General features: G+C 71.1%; 22 protein-coding genes. 12 read left to right on the forward strand and 10 right to left on the reverse strand.

The window, feature by feature from the left end:
- Positions 1-274: 274 nt before the first annotated feature.
- Entirely contained in the window at positions 275-3,205 is a 2,931-nt protein-coding gene (locus tag ABD194_RS06040) for a vitamin B12-dependent ribonucleotide reductase (RefSeq protein ID WP_343989056.1), read from the reverse strand.
- A gap of 128 nt (positions 3,206-3,333) precedes the next feature.
- Entirely contained in the window at positions 3,334-3,840 is a 507-nt protein-coding gene (nrdR, locus tag ABD194_RS06045; protein ID WP_343989058.1) for a transcriptional regulator NrdR, read from the reverse strand.
- A gap of 456 nt (positions 3,841-4,296) precedes the next feature.
- Here nrdR and ABD194_RS06050 point away from each other — a divergent pair, with 456 nt between their 5' ends.
- Positions 4,297-5,625 (forward strand): sensor histidine kinase, encoded by a 1,329-nt coding sequence (locus ABD194_RS06050; protein ID WP_343989060.1) that lies wholly within the window; start codon positions 4,297-4,299, stop codon positions 5,623-5,625.
- 238 nt (positions 5,626-5,863) lie between these two features.
- On the opposite strand, the gene ABD194_RS06055 is transcribed toward ABD194_RS06050, so the two are convergent.
- Complete coding sequence (locus tag ABD194_RS06055; RefSeq protein ID WP_343989061.1) at positions 5,864-6,292, reverse strand: LysM peptidoglycan-binding domain-containing protein; 429 nt, start codon at positions 6,290-6,292, stop codon at positions 5,864-5,866.
- Positions 6,293-6,521: 229 nt separating this feature from the next.
- On the opposite strand from ABD194_RS06055, the gene lexA reads away from it, so the two are divergent.
- The gene (lexA, locus tag ABD194_RS06060) at positions 6,522-7,247 is read left to right on the forward strand and encodes a transcriptional repressor LexA (protein WP_343989063.1); all 726 of its coding nucleotides are present in this window, start codon (positions 6,522-6,524) and stop codon (positions 7,245-7,247) included.
- Between the two features lie 58 nt (positions 7,248-7,305).
- Positions 7,306-8,262: a hypothetical protein gene (locus tag ABD194_RS06065; protein ID WP_343989065.1), complete on the forward strand. Its 957-nt coding sequence runs from the start codon at positions 7,306-7,308 to the stop codon at positions 8,260-8,262.
- A gap of 33 nt (positions 8,263-8,295) precedes the next feature.
- On the opposite strand, the gene ABD194_RS06070 is transcribed toward ABD194_RS06065, so the two are convergent.
- Positions 8,296-9,240 carry a Sir2 family NAD-dependent protein deacetylase gene (locus tag ABD194_RS06070; RefSeq protein ID WP_343989067.1) on the reverse strand — a complete coding sequence of 315 codons (945 nt, stop codon included), beginning with the start codon at positions 9,238-9,240 and terminating at the stop codon, positions 8,296-8,298.
- 82 nt (positions 9,241-9,322) lie between these two features.
- Here ABD194_RS06070 and ABD194_RS06075 point away from each other — a divergent pair, with 82 nt between their 5' ends.
- From ABD194_RS06075 to ABD194_RS06100, 6 genes are all read left to right on the forward strand, one after another.
- On the forward strand, positions 9,323-10,270 hold the full coding sequence (locus ABD194_RS06075) for a LysR substrate-binding domain-containing protein (protein WP_343989069.1): 948 nt from the start codon (positions 9,323-9,325) through the stop codon (positions 10,268-10,270).
- Positions 10,271-10,333: 63 nt separating this feature from the next.
- Positions 10,334-10,915 (forward strand): peroxidase-related enzyme, encoded by a 582-nt coding sequence (locus tag ABD194_RS06080; RefSeq protein ID WP_343989071.1) that lies wholly within the window; start codon positions 10,334-10,336, stop codon positions 10,913-10,915.
- Positions 10,912-12,435, forward strand: a complete 1,524-nt coding sequence (locus tag ABD194_RS06085; protein ID WP_343989073.1) for a gamma-glutamyltransferase — start codon at positions 10,912-10,914, stop codon at positions 12,433-12,435. The genes ABD194_RS06080 and ABD194_RS06085 overlap by 4 nt, the downstream gene beginning before the upstream one ends.
- Before the next feature lie 91 nt (positions 12,436-12,526).
- Complete coding sequence (locus ABD194_RS06090; RefSeq protein WP_343989075.1) at positions 12,527-13,855, forward strand: class I SAM-dependent methyltransferase; 1,329 nt, start codon at positions 12,527-12,529, stop codon at positions 13,853-13,855.
- Positions 13,852-14,823 (forward strand): DUF1295 domain-containing protein, encoded by a 972-nt coding sequence (locus ABD194_RS06095; RefSeq protein ID WP_343989077.1) that lies wholly within the window; start codon positions 13,852-13,854, stop codon positions 14,821-14,823. The genes ABD194_RS06090 and ABD194_RS06095 overlap by 4 nt, the downstream gene beginning before the upstream one ends.
- An 8-nt stretch (positions 14,824-14,831) precedes the next feature.
- On the forward strand, positions 14,832-15,407 hold the full coding sequence (locus ABD194_RS06100) for a cupin domain-containing protein (RefSeq protein ID WP_343989079.1): 576 nt from the start codon (positions 14,832-14,834) through the stop codon (positions 15,405-15,407).
- A 35-nt stretch (positions 15,408-15,442) separates the two neighbouring features.
- Here the strand turns inward: ABD194_RS06100 and ABD194_RS06105 are convergent, their stop codons facing one another.
- Both ABD194_RS06105 and ABD194_RS06110 read right to left on the reverse strand, forming a co-directional pair.
- A complete protein-coding gene (locus tag ABD194_RS06105) occupies positions 15,443-18,007 on the reverse strand; it encodes a ComEC/Rec2 family competence protein (protein ID WP_343989081.1) in 2,565 nt (854 codons plus the stop codon).
- Complete coding sequence (locus tag ABD194_RS06110; protein WP_343989083.1) at positions 18,004-19,179, reverse strand: ComEA family DNA-binding protein; 1,176 nt, start codon at positions 19,177-19,179, stop codon at positions 18,004-18,006. The genes ABD194_RS06105 and ABD194_RS06110 overlap by 4 nt, the downstream gene beginning before the upstream one ends.
- Positions 19,180-19,334: 155 nt before the next feature.
- Between ABD194_RS06110 and purU the strand changes: the two genes are divergently transcribed.
- A complete protein-coding gene (gene purU / locus ABD194_RS06115; protein WP_343989085.1) occupies positions 19,335-20,177 on the forward strand; it encodes a formyltetrahydrofolate deformylase in 843 nt (280 codons plus the stop codon).
- A 41-nt stretch (positions 20,178-20,218) separates the two neighbouring features.
- Here purU and plsY read toward each other — a convergent pair whose 3' ends face one another.
- From plsY to leuS, 3 genes are all read right to left on the reverse strand, one after another.
- On the reverse strand, positions 20,219-20,821 hold the full coding sequence (gene plsY, locus ABD194_RS06120) for a glycerol-3-phosphate 1-O-acyltransferase PlsY (RefSeq protein WP_343989087.1): 603 nt from the start codon (positions 20,819-20,821) through the stop codon (positions 20,219-20,221).
- Entirely contained in the window at positions 20,818-21,708 is an 891-nt protein-coding gene (locus ABD194_RS06125; RefSeq protein ID WP_343989089.1) for a DegV family protein, read from the reverse strand. The genes plsY and ABD194_RS06125 overlap by 4 nt, the downstream gene beginning before the upstream one ends.
- 97 nt (positions 21,709-21,805) lie before the next feature.
- Positions 21,806-24,745 (reverse strand): leucine--tRNA ligase, encoded by a 2,940-nt coding sequence (gene leuS / locus ABD194_RS06130; protein ID WP_343989091.1) that lies wholly within the window; start codon positions 24,743-24,745, stop codon positions 21,806-21,808.
- Positions 24,746-24,997: 252 nt separating this feature from the next.
- Here leuS and ABD194_RS06135 point away from each other — a divergent pair, with 252 nt between their 5' ends.
- On the forward strand, positions 24,998-25,372 hold the full coding sequence (locus ABD194_RS06135) for a thioesterase family protein (protein WP_343989092.1): 375 nt from the start codon (positions 24,998-25,000) through the stop codon (positions 25,370-25,372).
- Between the two features lie 79 nt (positions 25,373-25,451).
- Complete coding sequence (locus ABD194_RS06140; RefSeq protein ID WP_343989094.1) at positions 25,452-26,360, forward strand: hypothetical protein; 909 nt, start codon at positions 25,452-25,454, stop codon at positions 26,358-26,360.
- A 7-nt stretch (positions 26,361-26,367) separates the two neighbouring features.
- Here ABD194_RS06140 and ABD194_RS06145 read toward each other — a convergent pair whose 3' ends face one another.
- On the reverse strand, positions 26,368-26,700 hold the full coding sequence (locus ABD194_RS06145) for a 2TM domain-containing protein (RefSeq protein ID WP_343989096.1): 333 nt from the start codon (positions 26,698-26,700) through the stop codon (positions 26,368-26,370).
- Between the last annotated feature and the right edge of the window lie 10 nt (positions 26,701-26,710).

Here is a 26,710-nt window from a genome sequence, read left to right on the forward strand (position 1 = left end):
GCCGGTTGAGCGACGTCGTCGACCACGTCTCAACGTGCCCGCGGTCTGGGTGCTGGTCGTCGTGATGGATGAGCCTCTCGCTCACGCGGCTGCTGGGCAGTGACGCGTGCCCTTGACCACGCTCCCCCGAGCGCGTCGAGGGCCCCGGCCTCCCACGTGGGAGGCCGGGGCCCTCGCGCTGGCTCGTCGTCATGCTGAGCCGATCCGTGACCTCGCTGACCGGCCGAATGTCACTCGTGACCGAGGCCCTCATGACATTTCCTGACCGACGACATCAGCTGCAGCCGCTGGTGCTTCCGCAGCCCTCGCAGACGTAGCAGGAGCCGGCGGGGCGCATCTTCGTGCCGCAGGTCATGCAGATCGGTGCGTCAGCCGTGATGCCGCCGAACTTCTCGAGCAGCTCGGCCGAGCTGTGCACGTCGCTGGACGCCTCTCGAGCGGAGGCTGCGCCGGCGCCGAACTTGACCTCCGCGGCCGCGCCCTTGACCTCGGTCTTGCTCGTCTCATCCGACTTCGGCTCGGACTTCTTCGAGACCGGAGCCGACTGCTGCAGCGACTCGAGCTCCTCCTCGAGGTCCTCGTCGGACTCGTCGGACTCGACGGCCTCGTAGGAGCCGGTCTCGACCTGCCGGGCCCGCTCGGCAGCCGTGTGGATGCCCATGAAGGAGCGGGTGTCGAAGTCGAGGTAGTCGAGCGCCAGGCGGCGGAAGACGTAGTCCATGATCGACTGCGCCATGCGGACGTCGGGGTCGTCGGTCAGGCCGGCCGGCTCGAAGCGCAGGTTGGTGAACTTCTCGACGAACGTCTCGAGCGGCACGCCGTACTGCAGGCCGATCGACACCGCGATCGAGAAGGCATCCATCACACCGGCCAGGGTCGAGCCCTGCTTGCCGAACTTGAGGAAGATCTCGCCGAGCTGCTGGTCGTCGTACGTGCCCGCAGTCAGGTAGCCCTCGGCGCCACCCACGGCGAACGACGTCGTCTGCGAGCTGCGGCGCTTGGGCAGCCGGCGGCGGACCGGGCGGTACTCGATGACCTTCTCGACCTTGACGTCCGCGGCAGCGGCGTCGGCAGCGGCCTTGTTGTCCTTGGCCGTCGAGCCACCGTCGGACAGCGGCTGTCCGACCTTGCAGTTGTCGCGGTAGACGGCCAGCGCCTTGATGCCGAGCTTCCAGCCCTGCAGGTAGACGTCCTGGATCTCCTCGACCGTGGCCGTCTCGGGGAGGTTGACCGTCTTGGAGATGGCACCGGAGAGGAACGGCTGGGTCGCGGCCATCATGCGCACGTGACCCATCGGCGGGATCGCGCGGGCACCCATGGCGGTGTCGAAGACCTCGTAGTGCTCGGGCTTGAGACCCGGCGCGTCGATGACGTGGCCCTTGTCGGCGATGTACTCGACGATCGCCTCGATCGACTCCTGCTGGTAGCCCAGCTTCTTCAGCGCGCGCGGGATCGTGAGGTTGACGATCTGCATCGAGCCGCCGCCCACGAGCTTCTTGAACTTGACCAGCGAGAAGTCAGGCTCGATGCCGGTCGTGTCGCAGTCCATCATGAAGCCGATGGTTCCGGTCGGGGCGAGCACCGATGCCTGGGCGTTGCGGTAGCCGTGCTTCTCACCGAGCTTGACCACGTCGTCCCACGCCTTCGTGGCGAGCGTGTGGACGTCGGAGTCCATCGCGTCGAGTGTCTTGATGTTGTCGTTGGCGGCCTGGTGCTTGCGCATGACCCGCTTGTGGGCCTCGGCGTTGCGGGCGTACCCGGCGTAGGCGCCGACGACACCGGCCATCTCGGCGGACCGCTTGTAGGCGGCACCCGTGAGCAGGGAGGTGATCGACGCGGCGAGCGAGCGGCCACCCTCGGAGTCGTAGCCGTGACCGGTGGCCATGAGTAGCGCGCCGAGGTTGGCGTAGCCGATGCCGAGCTGGCGGTAGTTGCGCGTCGTCTCGCCGATGGGCTCGGTCGGGAAGTCCGCGAAGCAGATGGAGATGTCCATCGCCGTGATGACGAGCTCGACGACCTTCTGGAAGGTGACTCCGTCGAACGTGTCGTCGTCGCGCAGGAACTTCAGCAGGTTGAGCGAGGCGAGGTTGCACGAGCTGTTGTCGAGAGACATGTACTCGGAGCAGGGGTTGGACGCGGTGATGCGGCCGGTCTCCGGGTTGGTGTGCCACGCGTTGATCGTGTCGTCGTACTGGATGCCGGGGTCGGCGCACTCCCAGGCAGCCTTGGCGATCTTGCCGAAGAGCTCGCGAGCGTCGACCTCCTCGATGACGGAGCCGTCGAGGCGGGAGCGCAGACCGAAGTTCGTGCCGTCCTCGACGGCCTTCATGAACTCGTCGTTGACACGGACGGAGTTGTTGGCGTTCTGGTACTGGACCGAGACGATGTCCTTGCCGCCGAGGTCCATGTCGAAGCCGGCGTCGCGCAGGGCGCGGATCTTGTCCTCCTCGCGCGCCTTGGTCTCGACGAACTCCTCGATGTCGGGGTGGTCGACGTCGAGGACGACCATCTTGGCCGCACGGCGGGTGGCGCCGCCGGACTTGATGGTGCCGGCCGACGCATCGGCCCCGCGCATGAAGGAGACCGGGCCGGAGGCGGTGCCGCCGGAGGAGAGCAGCTCCTTGGAGGAGCGGATGCGGGAGAGGTTGAGGCCGGCGCCGGAGCCGCCCTGGAAGATCTTCCCCTCCTCCTTGTACCAGTTGAGGATCGAGTCCATCGAGTCGTCGACGGAGAGGATGAAGCAGGCGGAGACCTGCTGCGGGCTCTTGGTGCCGACGTTGAACCACACGGGCGAGTTGAACGAGAAGACCTGGTGCAGCAGGGCGTGGGTCAGCTCGTGCTCGAAGATCTCGGCATCCTCGGCGGAGGCGAAGTAGCCGTTGCTCTTGCCCGCGGCGACGTAGGTCAGCACGACGCGGTCGATGAGCTGCTTGAGCGAGACCTCGCGAGCGGCCGTGCCCACGGCGCCACGGAAGTACTTGGTGGTGACGATCGTGCTCGCGTTGACCGACCAGAAGTCAGGGAACTCGACGCCCCGCTGCTCGAAGATCGTCTCTCCCGTCTTCCAGTTCTGCTGGACGACGTCGCGCTTCTCCCACGTCACCTCGTCGTACGGGTGGACGCCGGGCGTGGTGTAGATGCGCTCGATCTTGACGCCCTTGGCGCCAGCCTTCGAGCGTGAGCTGCGGTTACCGATCTCCGTCATGTCGTGCGGCCTCCCTGACCGAATCTGCTGCTGGGAATGAGTCTTGCGTGGAGCACCGACAGCGTGCCTGCCAAATGCCTGCTGCTGCCTGCTGGTGGCTCCGGGTGGAGCCGGTGTGGTGGAGGGTGTTACCGCTGGGCGTCGAGCTCCTCGCGCTGCGGGGAAGCCTCGGGCTCCTCCCCCAGCGCGGCGCGCTCGGCTCGCAGGAGCGCGATGGCCCCTTCGAAGTCCTCGAGGCTCTCCCACGCCTGGTAGACGCTGGCGAACCTGAGGTAGGCGACCTCGTCGAGCTCGCGGAGCGGCTCGAGGACGGCCATGCCGACCTCGTGCGCCTCGATCTCGGCGTTGCCCTGCGACCGGATCGCCTCCTCGACCTGCTGGGCGAGGAGGGCCAGGTCGTCCTCACTGACGGGCCGTCCCTGGCAGGCCTTGCGCACACCGGAGAGCACCTTGGCCCGGCTGAACGGCTCGGACGCCCCCGACCGCTTGATCACGTTGAGGCTCGAGGTCTCGAGCGTGGTGAAGCGGCGGTTGCACTGGGGGCACTGGCGACGCCGGCGGATGCAGGCGCCGTCGTCAGTGGTGCGCGAGTCGATGACCCGCGAGTCGGTGTGCCGACAAAATGGACAGTGCACCTGTGGCCACCTTCCTTCCCAGTCCGTCGTCCAAAGCGTCCACACCGCCCCGTATGCCGTCCCGGGGCTCCCGAGGCCGCGCCGGTGTTCGTGGGACCGGCGACCTGGGGATGTCCTGGGGATGACGTTGGGGATGGCCTGTGGGTAACCCCGAGAAGTTGGGGACTACATGTGGACGTCTTACATCTGTGTAACTACTAGATGTAGGGGTAACTCTGACACGGTGCGACCCCGATCGCAAGCAGTTGCGAAGATGTCCGGCGTGGCAGGTCGCTGACCTGCACAAACAGCCACGCCGACCGGCGCAGGGCGGCGTGTCGGGGCAGTGTGACCCCAAGATCTGGGGGTGCTCCCAACCGCACAACCGCTCATGTGCACCCTGATGACGCGACGCGGCCCCGGCTTCCACAGCGCAGGTCCTTGCACGCAGGGCCCCGATGTCGGAGGCTTCCCTGCGTGACAATCCGGACACCAGAGGCGCCGCCGTCGCCCGCCACCCGGCGGCGCGAGGAGGCGCTGCTCGAGTACGACGTGCTGGGCAACGCCCCGCAGCGTGAGCTGCAGGCCCTGGTCGACATCGCGGCACAGGTCTGCGACGTGCCTCGGGCAGCGATCAACCTCATCACGGCCACGCACCAGCAGCAGATCGCGACGACGGGCTTCGACCCCTCCATCTGCGCGCGCGAGGACTCGATGTGTGCGGCAGTGCTCGAGAACGCCGACCGGGTCGTCGTGCCGGACGCCAGCCTCGACGCCCGCTTCCGGCACAACCCATTCGTCACGGGTCCCCTCGGCGACGTCCGCTTCTACGCATCGGCCCCGCTCACCACTCCGGACGGCATCATCATCGGCCGGCTGTGCGTCTTCGACTCCACCCCGCGCCACCTGGACGCAGCCCAGGAGGAGTCGCTGGCCGCTGTCGCCGAACGGGTGGTGGACGTCCTGGAGCTGCGGCTGCGCACCCGCCGGCTGCAGGACTCGCTGGAGGCCCTGACGCGGGCGCAGGAGGAGCTGCGCCGATCCAACGAGGCGCTCTCGGTGTTCGCCGGGCAGGTGAGCCACGACCTGCGCACGCCGTTGACCGCGATCATGGCCAGCACCGAGCTGCTCGGCCAGGAGGACTCGGTGCGGGCCGACGAGTGGGCCCAGCGCCTTGTCTCCACGGCCCACCGGGCCGCTGGCCGGATGGCGGGCATGATCGAGGAGATCCTCGCCTATGCGCGCGTGGGCGCCGAGCTGCGGCGCAGCCGGACCGACGTCAACGAGGTCCTGACCTCCGTGCTCGAGGACCTCGAACCGGCCCTGCGCGCGAGCGGTGCGACGGTGACCTCCGACCGGCTGCCCGTCCTGTGCGTGGACCGGCAACAGCTCTACTCCGTGCTCCTCAACCTGGTCTCCAACGCCGTGAAGTACGCACGTCCCGACACTGCTCCACGAGTGACCATCTCGGCCGTGCAACACCCGGGCAGCTGGCGCCTCACCGTGCAGGACAACGGCATCGGTATCGCGGAGGCGGACCGGGAGAAGGTCTTCGGCCTGTTCAACCGGGTCGAGACCTCGGTCCCTGGCAACGGCATCGGACTCGCCACCGTCAGGCGAATCATCGAGGCTCACGGCGGCGCCATCGGGATCGGCACGGTCGAAGGCCCGGGCTGCAGCGTGTGGTTCGAGGTCCCTGTCGAAAAGACCGACGCCGGCTCTGCCGGAGTGACCGCAGAGGGCACGTCGGGAGGCGCTGCAGGAGGCGCTTCGGGAAGTACTGGATCAGGCGACCGGCAGGGCTGAGCGGGCGCGCCGGTCCCGGCCCACAGCATGGACCACCCCGAGGACATGGCCTCGAAGACGGCGGCAACCCGAAACGCCGCATCCCTGAGCGGGATACGGCGTTCGGGGGCGGATGCGGCGGGGTCGAAGCGCCGCTACCGCCAGCCGCTGGAGGTGGAGCCAACGCGGCCGATCGGAGAGCCGGGTGCATCAGGCACAGTGGCGCGGGCACGGGCTCGTGGGACGAGGGCGCTGTGGGTCAGTGCGCGGGGATGACCAGCTGCTGCCCGGCGTGGACCTGGGAGGTGCTCAGGCTGTTGGCGACCTGGAGCTGCACGACGCCGTCGGGGACGGTGAGCTCGGGCAGCTCGCGGGCCGCGATGCCGGAGAGGGTCTGGCCGGACTGCACCGTGACCGTGTGCGGGTCGCCGGTGGCGGATGCCAGCTGGCCCGCCAGGCCCACGCCGAGCAGCGCGACGACGCTCGCGACGAGAATCGTGCGCACGAGACGCCCGAACCTGGTCAGCCGCATCGGGGACCGTGGCGACGAGTGGTGCGCTGCACGACTCCCCCGGGCCGCGTCACGCCCGGTGGGCACGAGGACGAGGTGCGGCCGCGGCGTGGACGACTGCCCCCCGGTCCGCTCCGCCTGCGGCTCGCGAACGGCCTCGAGGACGATTGCGCTCATGGTGACCTCCCCTTGCTCCAGATGTGACGAACATGTGTTCGATAGAACGTGTGTACGAGTTGTAGCACGTCTGTTCGACGAAGTCGAGACACGCCTCGAACAGGTGTTTGGCAACTGTGTTCGAACCTCGTAGTCTTTCCTCACACCACAGACCTCACCAGCCACCACTGACACTGGCCGCTCCACGCCGGCGTCACGCGCGGCCTGACGAGCCGACGAAGGGGACACCATGGGCGTGACCGAGCTTCCCGACCGCGAGACCGGCGACGGCCTGACCGTCCGCCAGCGGCGCGTGCTCGAGGTCATCCGCAACTCCGTCGACCGTCGCGGCTACCCGCCGAGCATGCGCGAGATCGGCGACGCCGTCGGCCTGGCGAGTCCCTCCAGCGTCTCCCACCAGCTCAACGCGCTCGTCGCCAAGGGGTACCTGCGCCGCGACCCCAACCGTCCGCGCGCCCTCGAGGTCGTCTCCCCCGACGCGAAGGCAGAGGAGCTCGGCTACCGCGGCGGCTCCGTCGAGCCGATCCGCCCCCGCGGTGACCAGTACGACACCGAGACCGACTCGGGCGACGCACGGCCCGAGGCCTCCTACGTGCCGGTGCTCGGCCAGATCGCGGCGGGGGTGCCGATCACCGCAGAGCAGGTCGTCGAAGACGTCTTCCCGCTGCCGCGGCAGCTCGTCGGTGAGGGCGAGCTGTTCCTGCTCAAGGTCAACGGCGACTCCATGGTCGAGGCCGCCATCTGCGACGGTGACTGGGTCGTGGTGCGCCAGCAGCAGCACGCCGACAACGGTGACGTCGTGGCCGCCATGCTCGACAACGAGGCCACCGTCAAGACGTTCAAGCGCAAGGACGGCCACGTGTGGCTGATGCCGCACAACCCCAGCTTCTCCCCCATCGACGGCGACCACGCCACGATCCTCGGCAAGGTCACCGCGGTCCTGCGCCGCATCTGAACGAACCCCCGGCGGACCGAGGCGAACACGAGCGGGACGAAGGCGGACACTCACCCCGATGACCCCGATGACCCCGATGACCCCGATGACCCCGATGACCCCGATGACCCCGATGGCGCAGGAGCGCACCCCAGACGTCGTCCTCACCTACCGCTACCTGCGGGGCGCGATGATCGCGCTGCTGCTCATGCTCCTGTTGTCGGTCGGCTACCAGTGGTGGTGGGAGACCGGGCACTCCTGCTGGCTCGGATCGATCAGCGCCTACTACTACACACCTGCCCGTGGCGTCTTCGTCGGCGCGCTCTGCGCGCTCGGTGCCAACCTCATCGCCTACAAGGGACACTCCCCGGAGGAGGACGTGCTCCTCAACTTCTCCGGCCTGATGGCCTTCGTCGTCGCCCTGGTCCCCACCGCGCCCGACGACCGGTGCGGGCCCAACGCATACACCCAGACGGCCCCGGAGATCGCGGCAGCCGTGCGCAACAACGTGTGGTCACTGCTCGTGGTCGCCGTCGTCTCCGCGGCAGTCGTCGCCTGGCTCGGGCGGGTCGGCAGGGCGGGAGCGCCGCCGCGACCGCGCAGCGTGCGCTCCATCGTCGTGAGCGTCGTCTGCGGGACGGTCGTGCTGGCCGAGCTCACCCTGTTCCTCGTCCTGCGCGACCGGTTCATCGCCCTGAGCCACGGCATCGCGGCCGGCACCATGGTGGCCGGCGTCATCGCCGTCATGGTGCTGAGCGCCCTCGGCGCCGAGGAGAGACACCTGGGCCGTGACGGCAGTCGCGGCACCGTCTACAAGAAGGTCTACATCGCACTGGCGGTGGCCCTCGCCTTGGCGCTCCTCGTCGCCGTGGTCACCGCAGCCGGTCTCACCGGATTCGGGCACCTCGTGCTGGTCGCCGAGGTCATCGTCATCATCCTCTTCGGCACGTACTGGGGGGTGCAGACCAAGGAGCTGTGGGACCTGCGGGACACCTCGGGCCCGGAGGCCCGGGCCCCCGGTCCCGTCGTGAGGTGAGGCGACCGGCTCGGTGACGGGTTCGGTGACCCGTCAGTGACCGAGCGCGCTGCGCAGCTTCGTCAGGGTGATCCCGAGCGGCGCATGCAGACGCAAGCTGGCCTCGCTGTCACCGCGAGTCGCCGACCGCGTCACGATCGCCACGGGGACCTCACGCTGGTGCGCCCGCCGGACGAACCGGTAGCCGCTCATGACCGACAGCGAGGAGCCGAGCACCAGGACCGCCCCCGCGCCCTCCACGAGTGAGAAGCACTGCTCCACCAGGGCCTTGGGCACCGACTCGCCGAAGAACACCACGTCCGGCTTGACCGTGTCGCGGCCGCACACGAGGCACCGCGGCGCGTGGAAGGTCTCGACGAGGGCGTCGGCGAGGACGATGTCACCATCGGGTCGCACCTGCTCGCCCCACTGGGAGCCCACGGTCGCGGCGGCCTCGGCGAACCGGTCCATGAACCCCGGGTTCGCCTCGGTCATGCGCTCGTGCAGACCGGTCCGAGACGTGTACTCGCCGCAGGTCAGGCACACCGCCCGGTCCAGCGAGCCGTGCAGCTCGACGACATCGACCGCTCCGGACGCCTGGTGCAGCCCATCGACGTTCTGCGTGATGATCGGCCCGACGTAACCGGCCCGTTGCAGGTCGGTCACCACGCGGTGTCCCTCGTTGGGCTGGGCCGCGTTGAAGCGCTGCCAGCCGATGTAGCTGCGGGCCCAGTACCGCCGTCGGGCCTCCCCCGAGCCGGCGAACTCGCCGTAGGTCATCGGCTCCACCCGGCGCGTCCCGTCCGGTCCCCGGTAGTCGGGGATGCCGGACTCCGTCGACAGGCCGGCGCCCGAGAGCACGACGACACCACCGCCGCTGACGAGGTCGACGAGGTCGTCGAAGCTGCCGAGGTCGTGCGTCTCGAGCGGCAGGGTGCGCGACGTGGAGAGCCGTGTGGTCGTGGAGGATTGTGGGGGTATGCCGTTCGGCTGCTGCACGTCGCAAGCCTACGTCGCGCGGCGGCCCGTGCCGGACGCCCGAGATCCCCCGAACACCATAACGGTCGGTTATGCTTCTTCCATGATCGATGCTGCCGGCCTGCGGGTCATGAAGGCCATTGCCGACGAGGGAAGCTTCACCAGCGCCGCCAACGCCCTCGGCTTCACCCAGCCGGCCATCTCGCAGATGGTGCGCCGCCTCGAGCAGCGCACCGGCACGGTGCTCGTCGAGCGCTACGGCCGGCAGGTGCGCCTCACCGAGGCCGGGCAGGTGCTTGCCCGCCACGCCGTCGGCGTCCTCGCGGCCCTCGACGCCGCCGAGGAGGAGATCACCGCGATCGCCGGGCTCCGCGCGGGCCGAGTCCGACTGCAGGCCTTTCCCAGCTCGTCGGCGACGCTCGTGCCTCGCACGCTCGCGATCCTCAAGGCGCGCCACCCCGACATCACGGTCACGTTCACCGAGGCCGAGCCGCCCGAGTCGCTGGCAGCACTGCGCAATGGCGACTGCGACGTGGCCGTCGCCTTCGCCTACGAGGGCGCCGAGCTGGGCGAGCTCGAGGAGGACCTCTCGCTCCTCGTGACCCGGCGCCTCATGGACGACGAGGTCCGACTCGTCGTCCCCGGCACGCACCCCCACGCCCGTGACGAGGCGGCCACCCTGACCGACTTCGCCGACGAGGAGTGGATCGCCGGCTGTCCCCGCTGCCGCGGCCACCTGCTCTCCCTCGCCGACGGCGCCGGCTTCCGCCCCAACGTCGCCTTCGAGACCGAGGACTACGTCGCCCAGCTCGGCCTCGTCACCGCCGGTCTCGGGGTGGCCCTCGTGCCCGACCTCATCCTCAACGCCGCCAAGCACGACGAGGTCGCGACCTTGCCCCTCTCCCCCGCCTCTCGGCGCCAGATCCTCGCCGTCACCACCCCGGACCTCCAGCGCGTTCCGGCGGTGGCTGCGGCGCTCGACGCCTTGTGCGAGGCGGCCGGCGCCGACCCCCGGGTCTCGCCGGCCAGGCTCGCGGGCGCGAACGCCTGAGGCCCGGCCGTCCCGGCGCGCCGCCCAGGGGCGGACGACTGCCACCCGGCATACGGTGGGCTCATGGGTGACCGTCAACGCATCTCCTACCTGCCCGTGCCCGAACGAGACGAGGTGCCCGAGGGCGTGAGCCGGCTCTGGGACAAGGCACACGAGGCCTTCGGCTTCGTGCCCAACGTCTTCAAGGCACAAGCGCTCAACGGCGACCAGTTCCTGGCGTGGTGGGGCTACTTCAACCTCCTCGTCAACAAGGAAGGGCACCTGAGCAACGCGGACCGCGAGCTGGTGGCCGTCGTCGTCAGCAGCGTCAACCGGTGCACGTACTGCGAGGTCAGCCACGGCGCCGCCCTGCGCGAGTACACCGGCGACGCCGTGACCGCTGACCTCGTCGCCTCCAACTGGCGCCAAGCGGGCCTGCCGGAGCGTGAGTACGCCATGGCCTCCTACGCCGAGAAGCTCACCCTGCACCCGGCCGAGGTCACCGAGTCGGACCTCGAGGCGCTGCGCGCGGTGGGCCTCGACGACCGCCAGCTGGTCGAGCTCGTGCAGGTGGTCGGCATGTTCAACCTCACCAACCGGGTCTCGACCGCACTGGGCTTCGTGCCGAACCCGGAGTACCACTCGACCGGTCGCACGACCTCATGACCCGGGTCGCCCTGGCCACGCCGAGCTCGACGGCCCTGGCCGCAGGCCTCGAGGCCGCAGCAGAGGGCGGCAACGCCGTCGACGCAGCCATCGCGGCGTCCATCGCCGCCATGAGCACGGAACCCGGGATCGTGAGCCTCATGGCCGGCGCCTTCGTGAACATCTGGCCTGCGGGGTCCGACCCCGTCGTCGTCGACGGGAACGTCGAGATGCCGGGCCGCGGACTCGACGCGGCGGCCTTCGGCAAGGGCGTTCGCGAGGTGACCACCGACTACGGGGGCGGCATCACCATTGGCGCCGGCCACGGCTCGGTGGCGAACTCCGGTGCGCTGCAAGCTCTCTCGCTCGCTCGGGATCGCTTCGGGAGCCTTCCCTGGGGCCGGCTCGTCGAACCGTCGGCGCGTGCCTGCCGCGAGGGATACCGCATCGGAGCGTCCGCCGCGCTCTACCTCGGCCTCGTCCGCGACGTCCTCTTCGGGCCCGACCCCGAGGCGCACGCGCTCGTCACGGGCGCCGACGGTGGGCCGCTCGAGCCTGGCGAGACGTCGCTGAACCCGGATCTCGCGGACATCCTCGATCTGCTTGCCACCCAAGGGATTTCGCTCTTCACCACAGGAGCGGTGGGGCGCGTGCTCGTCGACGACATGGCCGCCAACGGCGGTCTCGTCACGCAGGCCGACCTGACGGCCTACGAGCCGGTCGTGCGCACACCGACCCTGCGAACGCTGGGCTCGTGGCAGGTCGCGCTGAACCCACCACCGTCCGTCGGTGGTCCCATGCTCGCGGCGATGCTCGGACAGCTGGCGCGGCACGAGCACTGGACCTGGGCCGAGGTCATCGACATCCAGCGGCGGGTCCTGGCCTACCGGCTGTCGGTCCACGACCGCTCGCGCGACCTCGACGCGGACGGGCACGCCCTCCTCGAGACCGTCGAGCGGCACGGGCTCGCCGGGCTGCCCACCTCGGCGTCGACGGCGCACGTGTCGGCGGTGGACGAGCACGGGAACGCCTGTGCCATCACGATGTCCGCGGGCTACGGCGCCGGCATGGTGATTCCCGGCACCGGGATCCTGCTCAACAACGCCCTCGGGGAGCCCGAGCTCAACCGGTTGGGGCTGCACGCCGTCCCGCCCGGCACGCGACTCGCGTCCAACATGGCACCGACGACAGGTCGTCGCACCTCCGGTGCCGCCCTGGCCGTGGGGTCGCCCGGCGCAGACCGGATCACGACCGCGCTCATGCAGGTGCTCGGACGCGGCCTGCTGCTCGGGGACGACCTGCAGCACTCCATCGATGCACCTCGCCTGCACGTGCGGTTCATGGATGACGGGTCGCCGTGCGTCGAGCACGAGCCGTCCGACGAGATCGCCGCAGCGATCGGGGCGAGCGGCCTTGCGTCCCACGCGTTCCCGGGTGCGCACATGTACTTCGGCGGCGTGGGCGCGGCCGTGCTCGGTCCCGACGGGCTCGTGGCAGCCGGTGACGGGCGGCGTGAGGCTGCCGTCGGCGTGTCTCGCTGAGCGGAGCCAACGGCCCCGAGCGAGCTCCACCCATCCGGAACGGGCAGCGCACCGAACTCTCCGAGTCGACCCCGAACGAGAGGCCACCGCGATGACCCTGACCGACCACCGTCCCGACCTGCCAGCCGTCACCCCGCAGGCGCCCTCGCGGCCCACCGGGATCGCACCCCGGCTCGCGACGGTGGTGGAGCCGCTCTTCGGCGGTCGGCTGCCGGTGCGCCTCAAGGCGTGGGACGGCACCGTCGCCGGACCGGTCGACGCACCCACCGTGGTGCTGCGCGACCCCGCCGCGCTGCGTCGGCTCGTGCGCCACCCCGGCGAGCTCGGGCTCGCCCAGGCGTACGTCACGGGCGAGCTCGACGTCGAGGGAGACCTGCTCGACGGGTTCCGCCGGGTGTGGTCCAGCGCCCGACACCTCTCGGGTGGGCGTGGCTCCGCCGGCACTTTCGTCGCGGCGGCGAAGAACGGCATCCGCACGGCGTTCGACCTCGGCGTCGTCGGCCTCCCGCCGGAACCGCCAGTCTCGCAGGCGCGACTGCGCGGCCGCCTGCACACGAAGCGCCGCGATCGCAGCGCCATCGAGCACCACTACAACCTCTCGAACGACTTCTACTCCCTGATCCTCGACCCGCACATGGCCTACTCGTGCGGCTACTGGTCGCGCACCGCAACCGACTACACCGTCGAGGACGCGCAGCGCGACAAGCTCGACCTCGTCTGCCGCAAGCTCGGCATCGAGCCGGGTGGGCGGCACCTCGACATCGGCTGCGGATGGGGCTCCCTGTCCGTGCACGCCGCCGAGGAGTTCGGTGCCCGGGTCGTCGGGGTGACGATCTCGGGCGAGCAGAAGGCGTTCATCGACGCGCGGATCCGCGAGCGCGGGCTGGAGGACCTGGTCGAGATCCGCCTGCAAGACTACCGCGAGGTCCCCGACCGCCCGTTCGACACGATCTCCTCGATCGAGATGGGTGAGCACGTCGGGCAGCGCAACTACCCGACGTTCACCGGCCAGGTCCACCGCCTGCTCAAGCCCGGCGGCCGGGCGCTGATCCAGCAGATGTCGCGCACGACGCGGCCGGGAGGCGGGCCCTTCATCGAGGCGTTCATCGCGCCCGACATGCACATGCGCCCGGTCGGCGAGACCGTCGACCTCATCGAGGAGGCAGGCCTGGAGGTCCGGGACGTGCACGCCATGCGTGAGCACTACGTCCGGACAGTCAATGCGTGGTACGAGACCTTCGAGACCAACTGGGACCGGGTCGTCGCGATGGTCGGCGAGGAGGTCGCACGCGTGTGGCGGCTCTACCTCGTCGGCGGGGCCCTCGCCTTCGAGGAGGGTCGCATGGGCGTGGACCAGATCCTCGCCGTGAAGCCGACGGCCGAAGGCCGCAGCGGTATGCCGCCCGTGCGGGCCTGGTGACCACTGTGTCGTCCGCGTGGGCGACCTTCACGGCCACTGCCGCTCTGGCCACCTCGCACGCAACCGCTGCCACTGTCCACGCCCCTGCGTCGACCGCCGGCTTCGACGGTGGCGGCTTCGGTCGTACCCTGCTGCTCACGGCCCTGACCGTCGTCGTGGTCCTCGCTGTGACGTTCGCGGTCGCTCTCCGCGTGGGCAAGCAGGCCGTCATCGACGTCACGTGGGGTCTGGGCTTCGTGGCGCTGGCGGTGACGGCGTTCGTCAGCAGCTCCGGCCACGGCGACGGGCTGCGCCGGTGGCTGGCGCTCGTGCTGACAGCGTCGTGGGGTCTGCGCCTGGCGGGGCACATCTGGAACCGGTCGCGCGGGAGTGGCGAGGACCCGCGCTACGAGGCGATGCTGGCGCGTGCCGACGGCAACCCGAAGGCCTACGCCCTCGTGCACATCTACCTCCCGCAGGGCCTCACCATGTGGTTCGTCTCCCTCCCGGTGCAGATCGCGATGTTCGTGGAGGGCGGTCAGCGCTGGGTGCTCTGGCTGGGGGTCCTCGTGTGGGCGGTGGGCCTGTTCTTCGAGGGGGTGGGCGACCTGCAGCTCATGCGCTTCCGACGCGACGCGTCCAACCGCGGCGCGGTGCTCGACACCGGGCTGTGGAGGTACACCCGCCACCCCAACTACTTCGGGGACGCGTGCGTGTGGTCGGGGCTCTTCCTCGTGGCAGCGAGCGCTTGGCCGGGGGCGCTGACGATCCTGTCGCCCGCGGTGATGGTCTGGAACCTCTACGCCGGCACCGGCAAGAAGCTGCTCGAGAAGGACATCGGCGACCGTCGTCCCGCCTACGCCCACTACGTGCGGCGTACGAGCGGGTTCTTCCCGTGGCCACCGAAGCCCGCCGACCCGGCGCGGACACGGACCCGTGCAGCCGACTGCCAGACAGGACTGAGCGAGCGTCGAGCGGGTCGGCGATGATGGTCGTCATGCGCCCGCCTCTCGCCGATCTGCTCGACCTGCAGCCACACCCCGAGGGCGGGTGGTACCGGCAGACGTGGGTGTCCCCCGAGACGGTGACCCTGCCCGACGGTCGGCAGCGCGCCACCGCGACGCTCATCCACTTCCTGCTGCCTGCCGGTGAGGCGTCCGCGTGGCACCGCGTCGCCTCCGACGAGGTGTGGCTCGCCCATGCCGGCTCGGTGATCCTGGAGCTCGGCGGTGACGGTGCGGCGCCGCAGGTACACGGTGATGAGGGCCCAAGGGTCACTGTCGGAGTCGACCTCGCGGCGGGTGAGGTGGGCCAGGCGGTCGTGCCGGCGCATGTGTGGCAGCGCACGGTGTCGACCCGCTCGGACGCGCTGGTCAGCTGCCTCGTGTCCCCGGGCTTCGACTTCTCCGACTTCGAGCTCGCGGACGACAGCCGTACCGACGTGGGCGGCGACGTCGGCGGCGACGTCGGCGGCGACGCGGACGCCGACGTGGACGCCGGCCCGGTGCAGCGTGCCCCGGCAGGTCCCGAGGAGTCGCCGGTGGACCCCTCCGAACCGACCAACCCGGCCTGAAGTCCTGCTTCGACGAGGCTCCGTCGCCGATCCTTTCACCGGGAGACCGCTGTGATGTCCTCACCGTCGGCCACGACGGCCACGTCGCCCTCGAGGTCGGTGCGGTGCACCTGGAAGCCCCTGTCCTGCAGGGCTTTCATCGTCGCCGGGGCCGGGTGTCCGTAGTCGTTGTCCTTCCCGACGCTGATGAGGGCGAGCCGTCCGTCGACCTGGTCGAGGAGCCGGTCGTCCCGGTTGCTGGACCCGTGGTGGGCCACCTTGAGGACGTCGATCCTCCCCCACCGCTGCGGGTCCAGCAAAGTCTCGCGGAGCAGCTGTCCGGCCGCCTCCCGCTCGATGTCACCGGCGAGCAGGACGGTGAGGCCGCGCACGTGCATCGTCAGCACGACGGAGCCGTTGTTGGGTACGGACCCGGCGTCGATGCGCCGCGCGGGCCACCACACGTCCGCACTGATGGTGCCCACGGTGAGCTCCTCACCGGCACGGAGCTCCCCGAGAGGTATGCGTGCGGCGGCCGCGAGTCGCGACACCCGGGCCGCCTCGGCCGGCGGGTCGAGCACGGGCGAGGCCCGGATCTCGGTGACCGGCCGCTCGAGAACGGCAGCCAGTCCACCGACGTGGTCGGCGTGGAAGTGGGTGAGCACCACCAGGTCGACGGCTGTCACCCCGATGCGGTCGAGACAGGCCCGCATCGGCTCCGGCTCGGGTCCGGTGTCGATGACGACGACGTGTCCGCCGCCGTTGTCGGCCACGAGGCCGTCGCCCTGCCCCACGTCACAGGCGATGAGCGCCCACCCCGGCGGAGGCCAGGCGACCGTCGAGGTCGGCGCGCCCACACCCGAGGCGAGGACCACGACGGCGACGGCCACGGTCGGGCGCTGCCTCGTCCGGTGCCAGGCCCACGGCGCGGTGAGGACGACCGCCACGGTGAGCACCGCGAGCAGGATCGCGGCCGCGGCCGAGTCTCCCCAGTGGATGCTCCCGAGCGGAAGGCCGGCGCACCACCGGGCCACCGCGGCGATGGCCTGGGCCGGGAGCGCCGCCGCCCACGCGAGCCAACCGGCTCCGGTGACCCAGATGATCGCGACGACCGAGACTGCGACGCCGACGACGGTCGTGGGTGCCACGAAGGGTGCGGCCAGGAGGTTGGCGAGGACGGCCACGACCGAGACACTGCCCTGGAGGGGCACGACGAGCGGGGCGCAGACCGCTTGGGCGGCAACGGGGATGGCGAGAACCGGCCCCAGCGGCTTCAACCGGTCAGGCAGCCGGCGTGCGACCGTCAGGCCCCACGGCCGGGCGAGGACCAGCAGGCCCAAGGTGGCGACGCTCGAGAGCGCGAACCCGTAGGAGCGGGAGAGCCAGGGGTCCCACACGAGCAGCACGACGATCGCGCCGGCGAGCGCCGGGATGCCCGCCCGTCGGCGCGACGTCGACAGCGCGAGCAGGCCGACGAGACCCATCACCGCGGCCCGTACGACGCTCGGCTCAGGACGGGCGAGGACCACGAACGCGAGCAGCGCCACCGCGGCAACGGCTGGGCGCCATCGCCGGGAGAGCCCGACGATGCTGCACAGCCACATCACCGCGGCGAGGACGAACGTCACGTTGCTCCCGGACACCGCGCTGAGGTGGCTGAGCCCGATCTGCAGCATCGCCGCCTCGAGGTCCGGAGGAGTTCGCGACGTGTCGCCGACCACCAGGGCGGGGACGAGTCCGCGTGCGTCCGGCCAGAGCTGCTCGGTGGCGGCGCGGAATCGCGCCCGGACTGCGTCGGCGGCGGCGAAGACCCCGCCCGGGCGGGCGATGACCCGCGGACCACCCTTCGGGGTGGCCACCGCGACGACGTCGTCGCCGGGTTCCGCCGGCGCCAGGCGGACCACGACTTCCACCTGCTCGCGCCAGTGCAGCGCCGACCACTGCGGACCTCGTCCGATGACGAGCACCGGGCTCGCCACTGCAGAGGTCCGGCCGCGCGCGACCAGCTCGGTGACGTCGAGCCGAACCACCGTCACCTGCGACCCCGGAGCGTCGTCCGGGCCGGCACGTCCGCGCTTGTGCACGGGCCGCGGCTCGGCAGCGACGACGGCACGCACCGTGGCGACGGCTCGCTCCGAGGCGAGGTCGCCCAGCGGGCCGGCGGACCTGACCGCGCGGTGGCCGGCGGCCGCGCCCAGCAGCAGGGCGAGCACGGCGCAGGCTGCTGCGAGGGACCGCAGGCCGGGCGAGGTCCCCACAGGAACGCCGCGGCGCCAGCGCTCGCGACCACGACTGCGGCCCTCGCCGCCGAGGACGTCAGGGCCGCGAGGCGGCGGGGCGCGGCGTGGCGCGGGTCGGTCCCTGGCACTCGCCGTCGCGACGAGGGTGCCCACCGCGAGCGCCAGCACTGCGCCGCTCGCGACGAGCCAGACCGGGCCGACCAGACCGACGAAGGCCACGAGCGGCCAGGCGAGCACGACGGGAAGCAGCAGCCGTAAGTCGAGCCGGTGAGAGGCGCGTGGCCTGACCCGGCGGATCGTCTCGCGGCCGGTGAGGACGACAAGGGACGGCCCGCGCGGGGCCTGTTCACGCTCCGGGGGCGGGCTCGATGAGCGCGTCACAGCGTCACCTTCGGCCTCAGCTGCGCCATCAGCTTGTCGCCGATGCCGCTCACCTCGCCCAGCTCGTCGACGGACGTGAACCGCCCGTGCTCGGTGCGCCAGTCGACGATCCGCTGGGCCAGCACCGGGCCGACACCGGGAAGGGTGTCGAGGGCCGCGACATCGGCGGCATTGAGGCTGACCGGAGGGCCCGCCACTGCGGACCCGCCCGACGCGCCCCCAGCGCCAGCGGATGCGGCGCCACCAGAGGTCCCGGAACCGGGCGCCGCCACGAGCCTCTCCCCCGGCTTCGGCACCCGGATCTGCTCACCGTCCTGGACGAGACGCGCCAGGTTGAGGACCGAGACGTCGGCGCCGCGTCGGGTGCCTCCCGCCGCCGTGATGGCATCGGCGACGCGGGCGCCCTGACGCAGCTGCACCAGACCGGGGCGGTTCACCTGCCCCACGACGTGGACGACGACCGATCCACCCGGCGGCGCTGCACCCGCTGTCCCGCCGGAGCCACCGGCGTCGGCCAGCCCGTCGCGCGAGGGTGCGCCGGCCGTGGGGTCACCCGGTCCGACGGGCGGCGTCCGCGTCGTCCCCGCCCCCGGCACCGCGGCACCTCTTGCCGTCCCTCCGACCACCTGGACGGTGGCCGCTCCCGCGGCCGGGCGCTCCGAGGCGGACGCGGATCGTTCGGCCCACAGGACCCGGAGGACGAAGGCGCAGCCCACCGCCACCACGAGGGCGAGCATCGACACGACGGCGGCGCTGGTGAGCCCCCGCCGTCCTGCGCGCAGCTCGTCCGGGACGGTGAGCACCCCCGGGCGTCGCGCCCTGCGGAGGTCGGCATCGAGCCGCGACACCTCGTCCTCGGTGGCCCGCTCGGTCAGCCGACGCAGGACTGACCCCAGCCGGGCCGCCCCCGGACCTGCACCCGCGGTCCCGCTCGACCAGAAGGTGGGCGCCCGCGCACCGTCGGGCGGAGACGGCACCCAGCCACCGGCCGGCTCCGACTCCTCGTCGACGGCCGGGAGGCCTGCCGGTCCCGAAGGGTCTGCCGAGCGCGACTCCCCCGCATCCGGCTCGCTGGACCGCGCACTCGGTCTCCCGGAAGAAGGAGGCCCGGCGCCGAGGACCCGAGCCACCCGCTCGAGGTCCGGCGGTCGCTGGGCGCGTCGGAACGGCATACCCCGACGGTAGGAAGCCGGCCGCCCGTTCCCGGCCGCCTCGGCACCGGCTGGGGACAACCCGTCCGCGCCCGCAGGGGATGTGGACGGCCACAGAGCGAGACTGCCCGCGCGTCGATTCACCCCGACACGGCCCGCTGGTCCAGACTGCCCCAATGGCCCGGCACATCATGACCCTCACCTGCGACGACCGGCCCGGCATCGTCGCCACGGTCTCCGCGGCGCTGCTCGCCGTGTCGGCCAACATCGTGGAGAACCAGCAGTACTCCGACGAGGACACCGACCTCTTCTTCATGCGCACCGTCTTCGACGCGGAGCCGCACGAGGTCGAGCAGGTGCTCGAGGCCATCCGGCAGAGCGCGGCGATCTCCCACCACCACCTGGCAGCCCGGCCCGAGGACGAGCACTGCCGCACCATCATCCTCGTCAGCAAGTTCGACCACTGCCTGCTCGACCTGCTCTACCGCTGGAAGTCCGGCGACCTGCCGATCGACATCGTCGGCGTCGTCAGCAACCACGAGGACTGCCGGGGTCTCGTCGAGTACTACGGCCTGCCCTTCACCGTCATCCCCGTCACGCGTGAGACCAAGGCCGACGCCGAGGCCGAGCTGCTGCGGATGGTCGAGACGAACGACGTCGGGCTCGTCGTGCTTGCCCGCTACATGCAGATCCTCAGCGACCAGCTGTGCACAGCGCTCGAGGGCCGGGCGATCAACATCCACCACTCGTTCCTGCCCGGCTTCAAGGGCGCCAAGCCCTACCACCAGGCCCACGACCGCGGCGTCAAGCTCATCGGCGCCTCGGCGCACTACGTCACGGCCGACCTCGACGAGGGCCCGATCATCGAGCAGGACGTCGTGCGCGTCACCCACGCGGAGTCCCCGGAGCGGCTCGTGGCGATCGGTCGCGACGTCGAGCGACGGGTGCTCTCCCGGGCGGTGCGCGACCACGCCGAGTCGCGCATCTTCCTCTCCGGGCGGCGCACGATCGTCTTCTGACCGATTCCCCGGTTCACGACGTGCGCCGGGGCCGCCTCATCTCACGACAGGTGCCGCTGGCGCCACCAGCCGATGACGTTGTTCTTGTGGCGGGCCAGGACGAGCAGGCCGATCGCCATGAGCCACAGTGCAGTCCACCCATCACCCGGCGCATGACCGGCCCAGATCAGCACGGCCAGGACGACCATCGCGACCGAGCCGAGGATCGACCCTGCCGCCACCCAGCGCGTGGCCGCGACGCCCACGGCGAAGACCACGACGACGACCAGGGCGACCCACGGGTGCACTCCGAGGATGGCGCCGAGCGTCGTGGCGACGCCCTTGCCGCCGCGCCCCCTCAGGAAGGGCGACCAGATGTGCCCGAGCACGGCTGCGATGCCGACGGCGTATGCCGCGTGGGCCCCGAAGAGGTGGCCCGCGACGAACGCGGGGAGGAGCCCCTTGAGGACGTCGAGGACGCCGACGACGATGCCCCACTTGCGCCCGAGCACCCGACCGGCGTTCGTGGCGCCCGGGTTGCCGGAGCCGGACGCGGCGAGGTCCTTGCCGAGCAGGCGCGCGATGATCGTCGCCGGGTTGACGGAGCCGACGAGGAAGGCGACCACCACCAGGGCGGTCCACCCGAGGACGGTCCCCACGGTCACGACCCGGTGACCTCCCCGTGCGAGGCGTCGAGCGGCTCGCCGGGACGCGGGGACACGGCGATCGCGACGGTGCCCGGGCCGACGTGGGCTCCCACGACGGCGCCGAGCTCGACGACGAGGACGCTCGGGGTGCCGGGCACCATGGTCCGCAGCTGGGAGGCGATCTCCTCGGCGCGTGCCGCCGCGTCCAGGTGGTGCACGGCGAGGTCGACGGCGTGCCCGCCCCTGCCGACGTGGTCCACCACCATGGCCTCGATCCGGGCGACGGCGCGCGAGGAGGTGCGCACCTTCTCCACCGGCACGATCCTTCCGCCCCGCACGGCCAGGATGGGCTTGATCGACAGGGCGGAGCCGAGCAGCGCCGACGCGGCACCGATGCGGCCACCCCTTCGGAGGTGCTCGAGGGTGTCGACGTAGAAGAGCACGCCCGAGGGCCCGAGCCGGGCGTGCACCGCCCCGGTGACGGCCCGGGCGTCTGCCCCGCCGTCCGCCACCTCCGCGGCCGCGACGACGGCGAACCCCATTGCCATCCCAATGGTCTGGCTGTCGATGACCTCGACGGGCACCGGGGCCTCGGCCGCCGCCAGGCGAGCCGCCTCGACGGTCCCGGACATCTGCGACGAGAGGTGGACCGACACGATCGCGGTCGCCCCCTCGTCGACGAGGCGCTGGTAGGTCTCGGTGAAGACTCTCGGAGTCGGGCGCGACGTCGTCACGATCGTGTAGTCGCGCAACGCGGCAGCGACCTGCGCTGCGGTGATGTCCTGCCCCTCGACGTGGTCGTCACCGCCGACGACGACGTGGAGCGGGACGACCTCGATCGAGTGTGTGCGCAGCAGCTCGCCCGGCAGGTACGCCGTCGAGTCCGTCACGATCCGCACCGTCACGTCCCGCTCCTTCCGTCCCCGCGCGCCCTGGTGTGCCTCAACCTACCGGCGCGGACCCGGCTCGCCCCGGAGCCGGACCCGCGCGGTGACCGCGACGTCAGAGCGGGACGACGTTGACCAGCTTCGGGGCCCGCACGATGACGGTGCGCACCCCTCCCTCGGTCGCGGCGCGCACCTTCTCGCGCGCCAGGGCCAGCTCGCGCAGCTCGTCCTCAGAGATGTCGGGGCTCACCTCGACCCGGTCACGGACCTTGCCCTTGATCTGGATGACGCAGGTGACCCGCTCGAGCACGATCTTGGCGGGGTCGCTGACGGGGAACGGGGCATACGCCACCCCACTCTCGTGGCCGAGCCGCTGCCACATCTCCTCGGCGATGTGCGGGGCAACGGGAGCGAGCATCAGCACCATGGCCTCGACGACCTCGCGCGGCGGCGCGTCGAGCTTGGTCACGGCGTTGTTGAGCTCGATGAGCTTGGCGATCGCGGTGTTGAAGCGCAGCCCCTCGAAGTCCTCGCGCACGCCGGCGATCGTCTGGTGCAGCTGGGTCGTCAGCGCCTGGTCGAGCGGCACGTCGACGACCCGCAGCCGGCCGGTTGCCTCGTCGACGACGTTGCGCCACAGGCGCTGCAGGAACCGCTGGCTCCCGACCACCGCGCGGATCTCCCACGGCTTGGACAGCTCGAGCGGGCCCATCGACATCTCGTAGACGCGGAAGGTGTCGGCGCCGTAGGCGTCGTACATCTCGTCGGGGCTGACGGAGTTCTTCAGCGACTTGCCGATCTTGCCGTACTCGCGGCCCACCGGCTGGCCCTGCCACGTGAACGTCGGCTCGCTGCCGTGGCTGCCCGGGTGCTCCTCGACTTCGGCGGCCGGGACGTACTGGCCGCGGCTGTCGGTGTAGGCGTAGGCCTGGATGTAGCCCTGCGAGAAGTACTTCCGGAACGGCTCCTCGCTCTGCACGTGGCCGAGGTCGAAGAGGACCTTGTGCCAGAAGCGGGCGTAGAGCAGGTGCAGCACCGCGTGCTCGACGCCGCCGACGTAGAGGTCGACGCCGCCCGGGTCGCGAGTCCCGGCCGGGGCTCCCTCGACCGGGGTGTCGTGCCGCGCCAGCCAGTACGCCTCGTTGGCCGGGTCGACGAAGCTCTCGCGGTTCGCCGGGTCGAGGTAGCGCAGGTAGTACCAGCACGAGCCGGCCCAGTTGGGCATCGTGTTGGTCTCCCGGCGGAACTTCCGCAGGCCGCGCCCGTCGCCGAGGTCCTTCTCGACCCCGACCCACTCGGGGACGCGGGAGAGCGGCGGCTCCGGGCTGCTCTGGGCGTCGTCCGGGTCGAACGTCTTCGGGCTGTAGTCCGGCACGTCGGGAAGGGTCAGCGGCAGCTCGTCGTCCGGGACGGCATACGCCACCCCCTCCTCGTCGAACATGATCGGGAACGGCTCGCCCCAGTAGCGCTGGCGGCTGAAGAGCCAGTCGCGGATGCGGTAGCTGATCGTCCCCTCGCCGATGCCCTCGGCCTCGAGGAAGTCGATGATCTTCGCCTTGGCGTCGGCGACGTGGAGGCCGTCGAGCGAGATGCGCTCGTTGGAGCTGTTGACCGCGACGCCGTCGCCGAGGAACGGCTCGTCGTCGGGGTGGCCCTCGGTGGGCTGGACCGTGCGGACGATCGGGATGTCGAACTTCTCGGCGAACTCCCAGTCGCGGGTGTCCTGTCCGGGCACCGCCATGATCGCTCCGGTGCCGTAGCCCATCAGGACGTAGTCGGCGACGAAGACCGGGACACGTTCTCCCGTAACGGGGTTCGTGGCCCACGAGCCGGTGAAGACACCGGTCTTGTCCTTGCCCTCCGTCTGCCGCTCGACGTCACCCTTGCGCGAGGCGGCGAGCTGGTATGCCGCCACGGCCTCCTTCGGGGAGCCGGCCGCGTCGGCGTCCGCCCCCTTCCAGGCGTCCTTGGTGCCCTCGGGCCAGCCGCCGGCCGGGACGAGCGCGTCGACGAGCGGGTGCTCGGGGGCGATGACCATGAAGGTCGCGCCGAAGATGGTGTCGGGGCGCGTCGTGAAGACATCGATGCCGTCCTCCTCACCAGCGCCGGTGACGACGGGGAAGGTGACGCGAGCACCCTTGGACCGACCGATCCAGTTGCGCTGCATGAGCTTGACCTTCTCGGGCCAGTCGACGCCGTCGAGGTCGTCGGCCAGGCGGTCGGCATACGCGGTGATGCGCATCTTCCACTGGCTCAGGTTGCGCCGGAAGACGGGGAAGTTCCCCCGCTCGGAGCGGCCCTCGTTGGTGACCTCCTCGTTGGACAGGACCGTCCCCAGGCCCGGACACCAGTTGACCGGGGCCTCGTCGGTGTAGGCGAGCCGGTGGCCCTCGAGGACCTTGGCGCGCTCGGTCGCCGACAGGTCGGTCCAGCCGCGACCCTCGGCGTCGACGACCGCGCGGCGGCCGGACTCGAACTCCTCGACGAGCTCGCGAATGGGGCGCGCCTTGCCACGGCCGCCGTCCTCGCGGACCGCCTCGGGGTCGTACCACGCGTCCCAGATCTGCAGGAAGATCCACTGCGTCCAGCGGTAGTAGTCGTCATCGATCGTCGCGAAGGTGCGGCGGTTGTCGAAGCCCAGCCCCAGCCGGCGCAGCTGGCGCTTCATGTTCGTCATGTTCTCCTCGGTGGTCTTCCGAGGGTGCTGTCCGGTCTGGACGGCGTACTGCTCGGCCGGCAGGCCGAAGGCGTCGTAGCCCAGGGCGTGCAGGACGTTCTTGCCGAGCATCCGGTGGAAGCGGCTGTAGACGTCGGTCGCGATGTAGCCGAGCGGGTGGCCGACGTGCAGGCCGACGCCGGACGGGTAGGGGAACATGTCGAGGACGACGAGCTTCTCACCGCGGGCGGCGACCTTCTCCGGCTCGGCCCACGGCCCGGCGGGGTTGGGGGCGTTGAACGTGCCCTCCTCCTCCCAGCGGTCCTGCCAGGCGGTCTCGATCTGCTGCGCCATCGCGGCGGTGTAGCGGAACGGGGTCTCGTTCGTCTGCTCGCTCATCGTCTTCTCTTTCGTCGCTGCTCGTCTGGGCAAAAGAAAACCCCTCGCACAGGAGGGGAGCCGCGTTGATGTCGGGAGTCCCGACCTTCGTCAACGCGGCTGCGGAAGGAGCAGCAGGCCAGCCATGCGGCCAAGGTTAGCGCAGCGCCTTCCGAGGCTCGTGGACGTGCCCGCCCGGGTCGCCCCGTGACCCGGCTCACCTCCGCGGTGAGACGAGTCGGCGCCCGCGCGGATCTCTGCCAGACTCGTCAGATGCCCATGCGCAAGTTCCAGCACACGGTCTCCGCCGACGACACCTCCGCCCGCGTCGGCAGCGGCGACCTCGACGTCCTCGCCACCCCTCGTCTGATCACGTGGTGCGAGAACGCCGCGTTCCAGGTCTGCAAGCAGAACATCGACGACGAGCACACCACGGTCGGCACGATGGTGAGGATGGAGCACGTCCGGGGTAGCGCGGTGGGCTCGCAAGTCACCGTGCTGTGCGCCGAGCCGATCAACGACGGACGCCGCCTCGTCTGCCACGTCACCGTCCGGGACGCGGACGGCGAGGAGATCGCCAAGGGCGAGATCCACCGCGCCGTGGTCGATCCCGACCGCTTCATGAGCAAGTGCCAGCGGACCGTCTGACCCGCCTGCGCGACGAGGGCTCCGCAGGCCGGGACGTCGCGAGCGTGACCGGCACCGTCTCCGTGACCGGCTGAGCCGCATGGGCCCGGGACTGCTCGGCGCCCTCCTCGCGGCGCTCGCCTACGGCGCGGCCACCGTGCTCCAGGCGATCGGCGTGCGCCGGGCCACCAGTCTGCCGTCCGGCGCGCCCCTCCGGCGTCGCGTTCGCACGGCCTGGCCGTATGCCGTGGGCCTGGCCCTCGACGGGCTCGGCTTCGTCGCCTCCGTGGCCGCGCTGCGGACGCTGCCGCTCTTCCTCGTCGAGTCCGCGGTCGCCTCGTCGGTCGCGGTGACCGCCGTCCTGTCGGTGCTCGTGCTCCACGTCCGCCTCGGCGCCGTCGAGGTCGTCGCGCTGGTCGCCGTGGCGGCCGGCCTGGCGGGCCTCGCCCTCGCCGCGGCGTCGGGTCCCGCGGTGCAGCCGCCCGCCAACGCCGCCTGGTGGCTACTCGCTGCTGCTCTCCTCGTCGCCGCCCTCATGGCGCTGGGCCTGCGCACCCCCGACCGGCGTCTCGCCGCGGTCCTGCTCAGCGTCGCCGCAGGGCTGGGCTTCGGTGGTGTCGGGGTCGCAGCACGGCTGCTGGAGATCCCGTCGCCGCTCTGGCACCTGCTCACCAGCGGCACGGCGTGGGCCCTGCTGGCGCACGCTGCCCTGGCGACCGTCGCCTACGCCGTCGCCCTCAGCCGGGGCCGGGTCACGACGGTCGCCGCACTCACGTTCGCGACCGAGACGGTCGTGCCGGCGATGGTGGGCCTGGTGGCACTCGGTGACCGCGTCGTGCCGGGGCGTGAACCGCTGGCCGCCGTGGCGTTCGTCGTCACCCTCGGCGGCTGCATCACACTGGCGGGGCGTGCGGAACCGGCCGAGCCGGCGCACCCGGCTGCCTCATCCGGAACCCCCGGGAGCGCCGGCCCGACGGCGGCGCCGCACGACGTGTCCGATTGGCCGTGACGTCGTCTCAGCGACGCCGCAGCCGCTCCATCTCCTCCGTGACCTGCTTCTCGGTGGGTGTGTCCACCACGTAGGCGTCCACGGCGTTGGCCACCAGGCCGATGCCCCATCCGGCGAGGATGAAGGCGGGCCAGAAGAAGCTCGAACCCGTCATGGCCCAGATCAGCACGAACATGCCGTTGACGACCACGTAGATCAGCAGGTGCACCCGGAAGTCGGCCTTCTTCTTCAGCCGACCCAGCGCTCTGCCTCTGAGGAAGTCCTCCTCCGGGACGACCCGGTCGACCGTGGGGTCCGGTGTGTCGTGTCGGGGTTCGGTCGGGACCTGGTTCGCGGTCATGGTGCTCACC

The sequence above is a fragment of the Terrabacter terrae genome, from assembly GCF_039529575.1.
GTDB lineage: Bacteria > Actinomycetota > Actinomycetes > Actinomycetales > Dermatophilaceae > Terrabacter > Terrabacter terrae.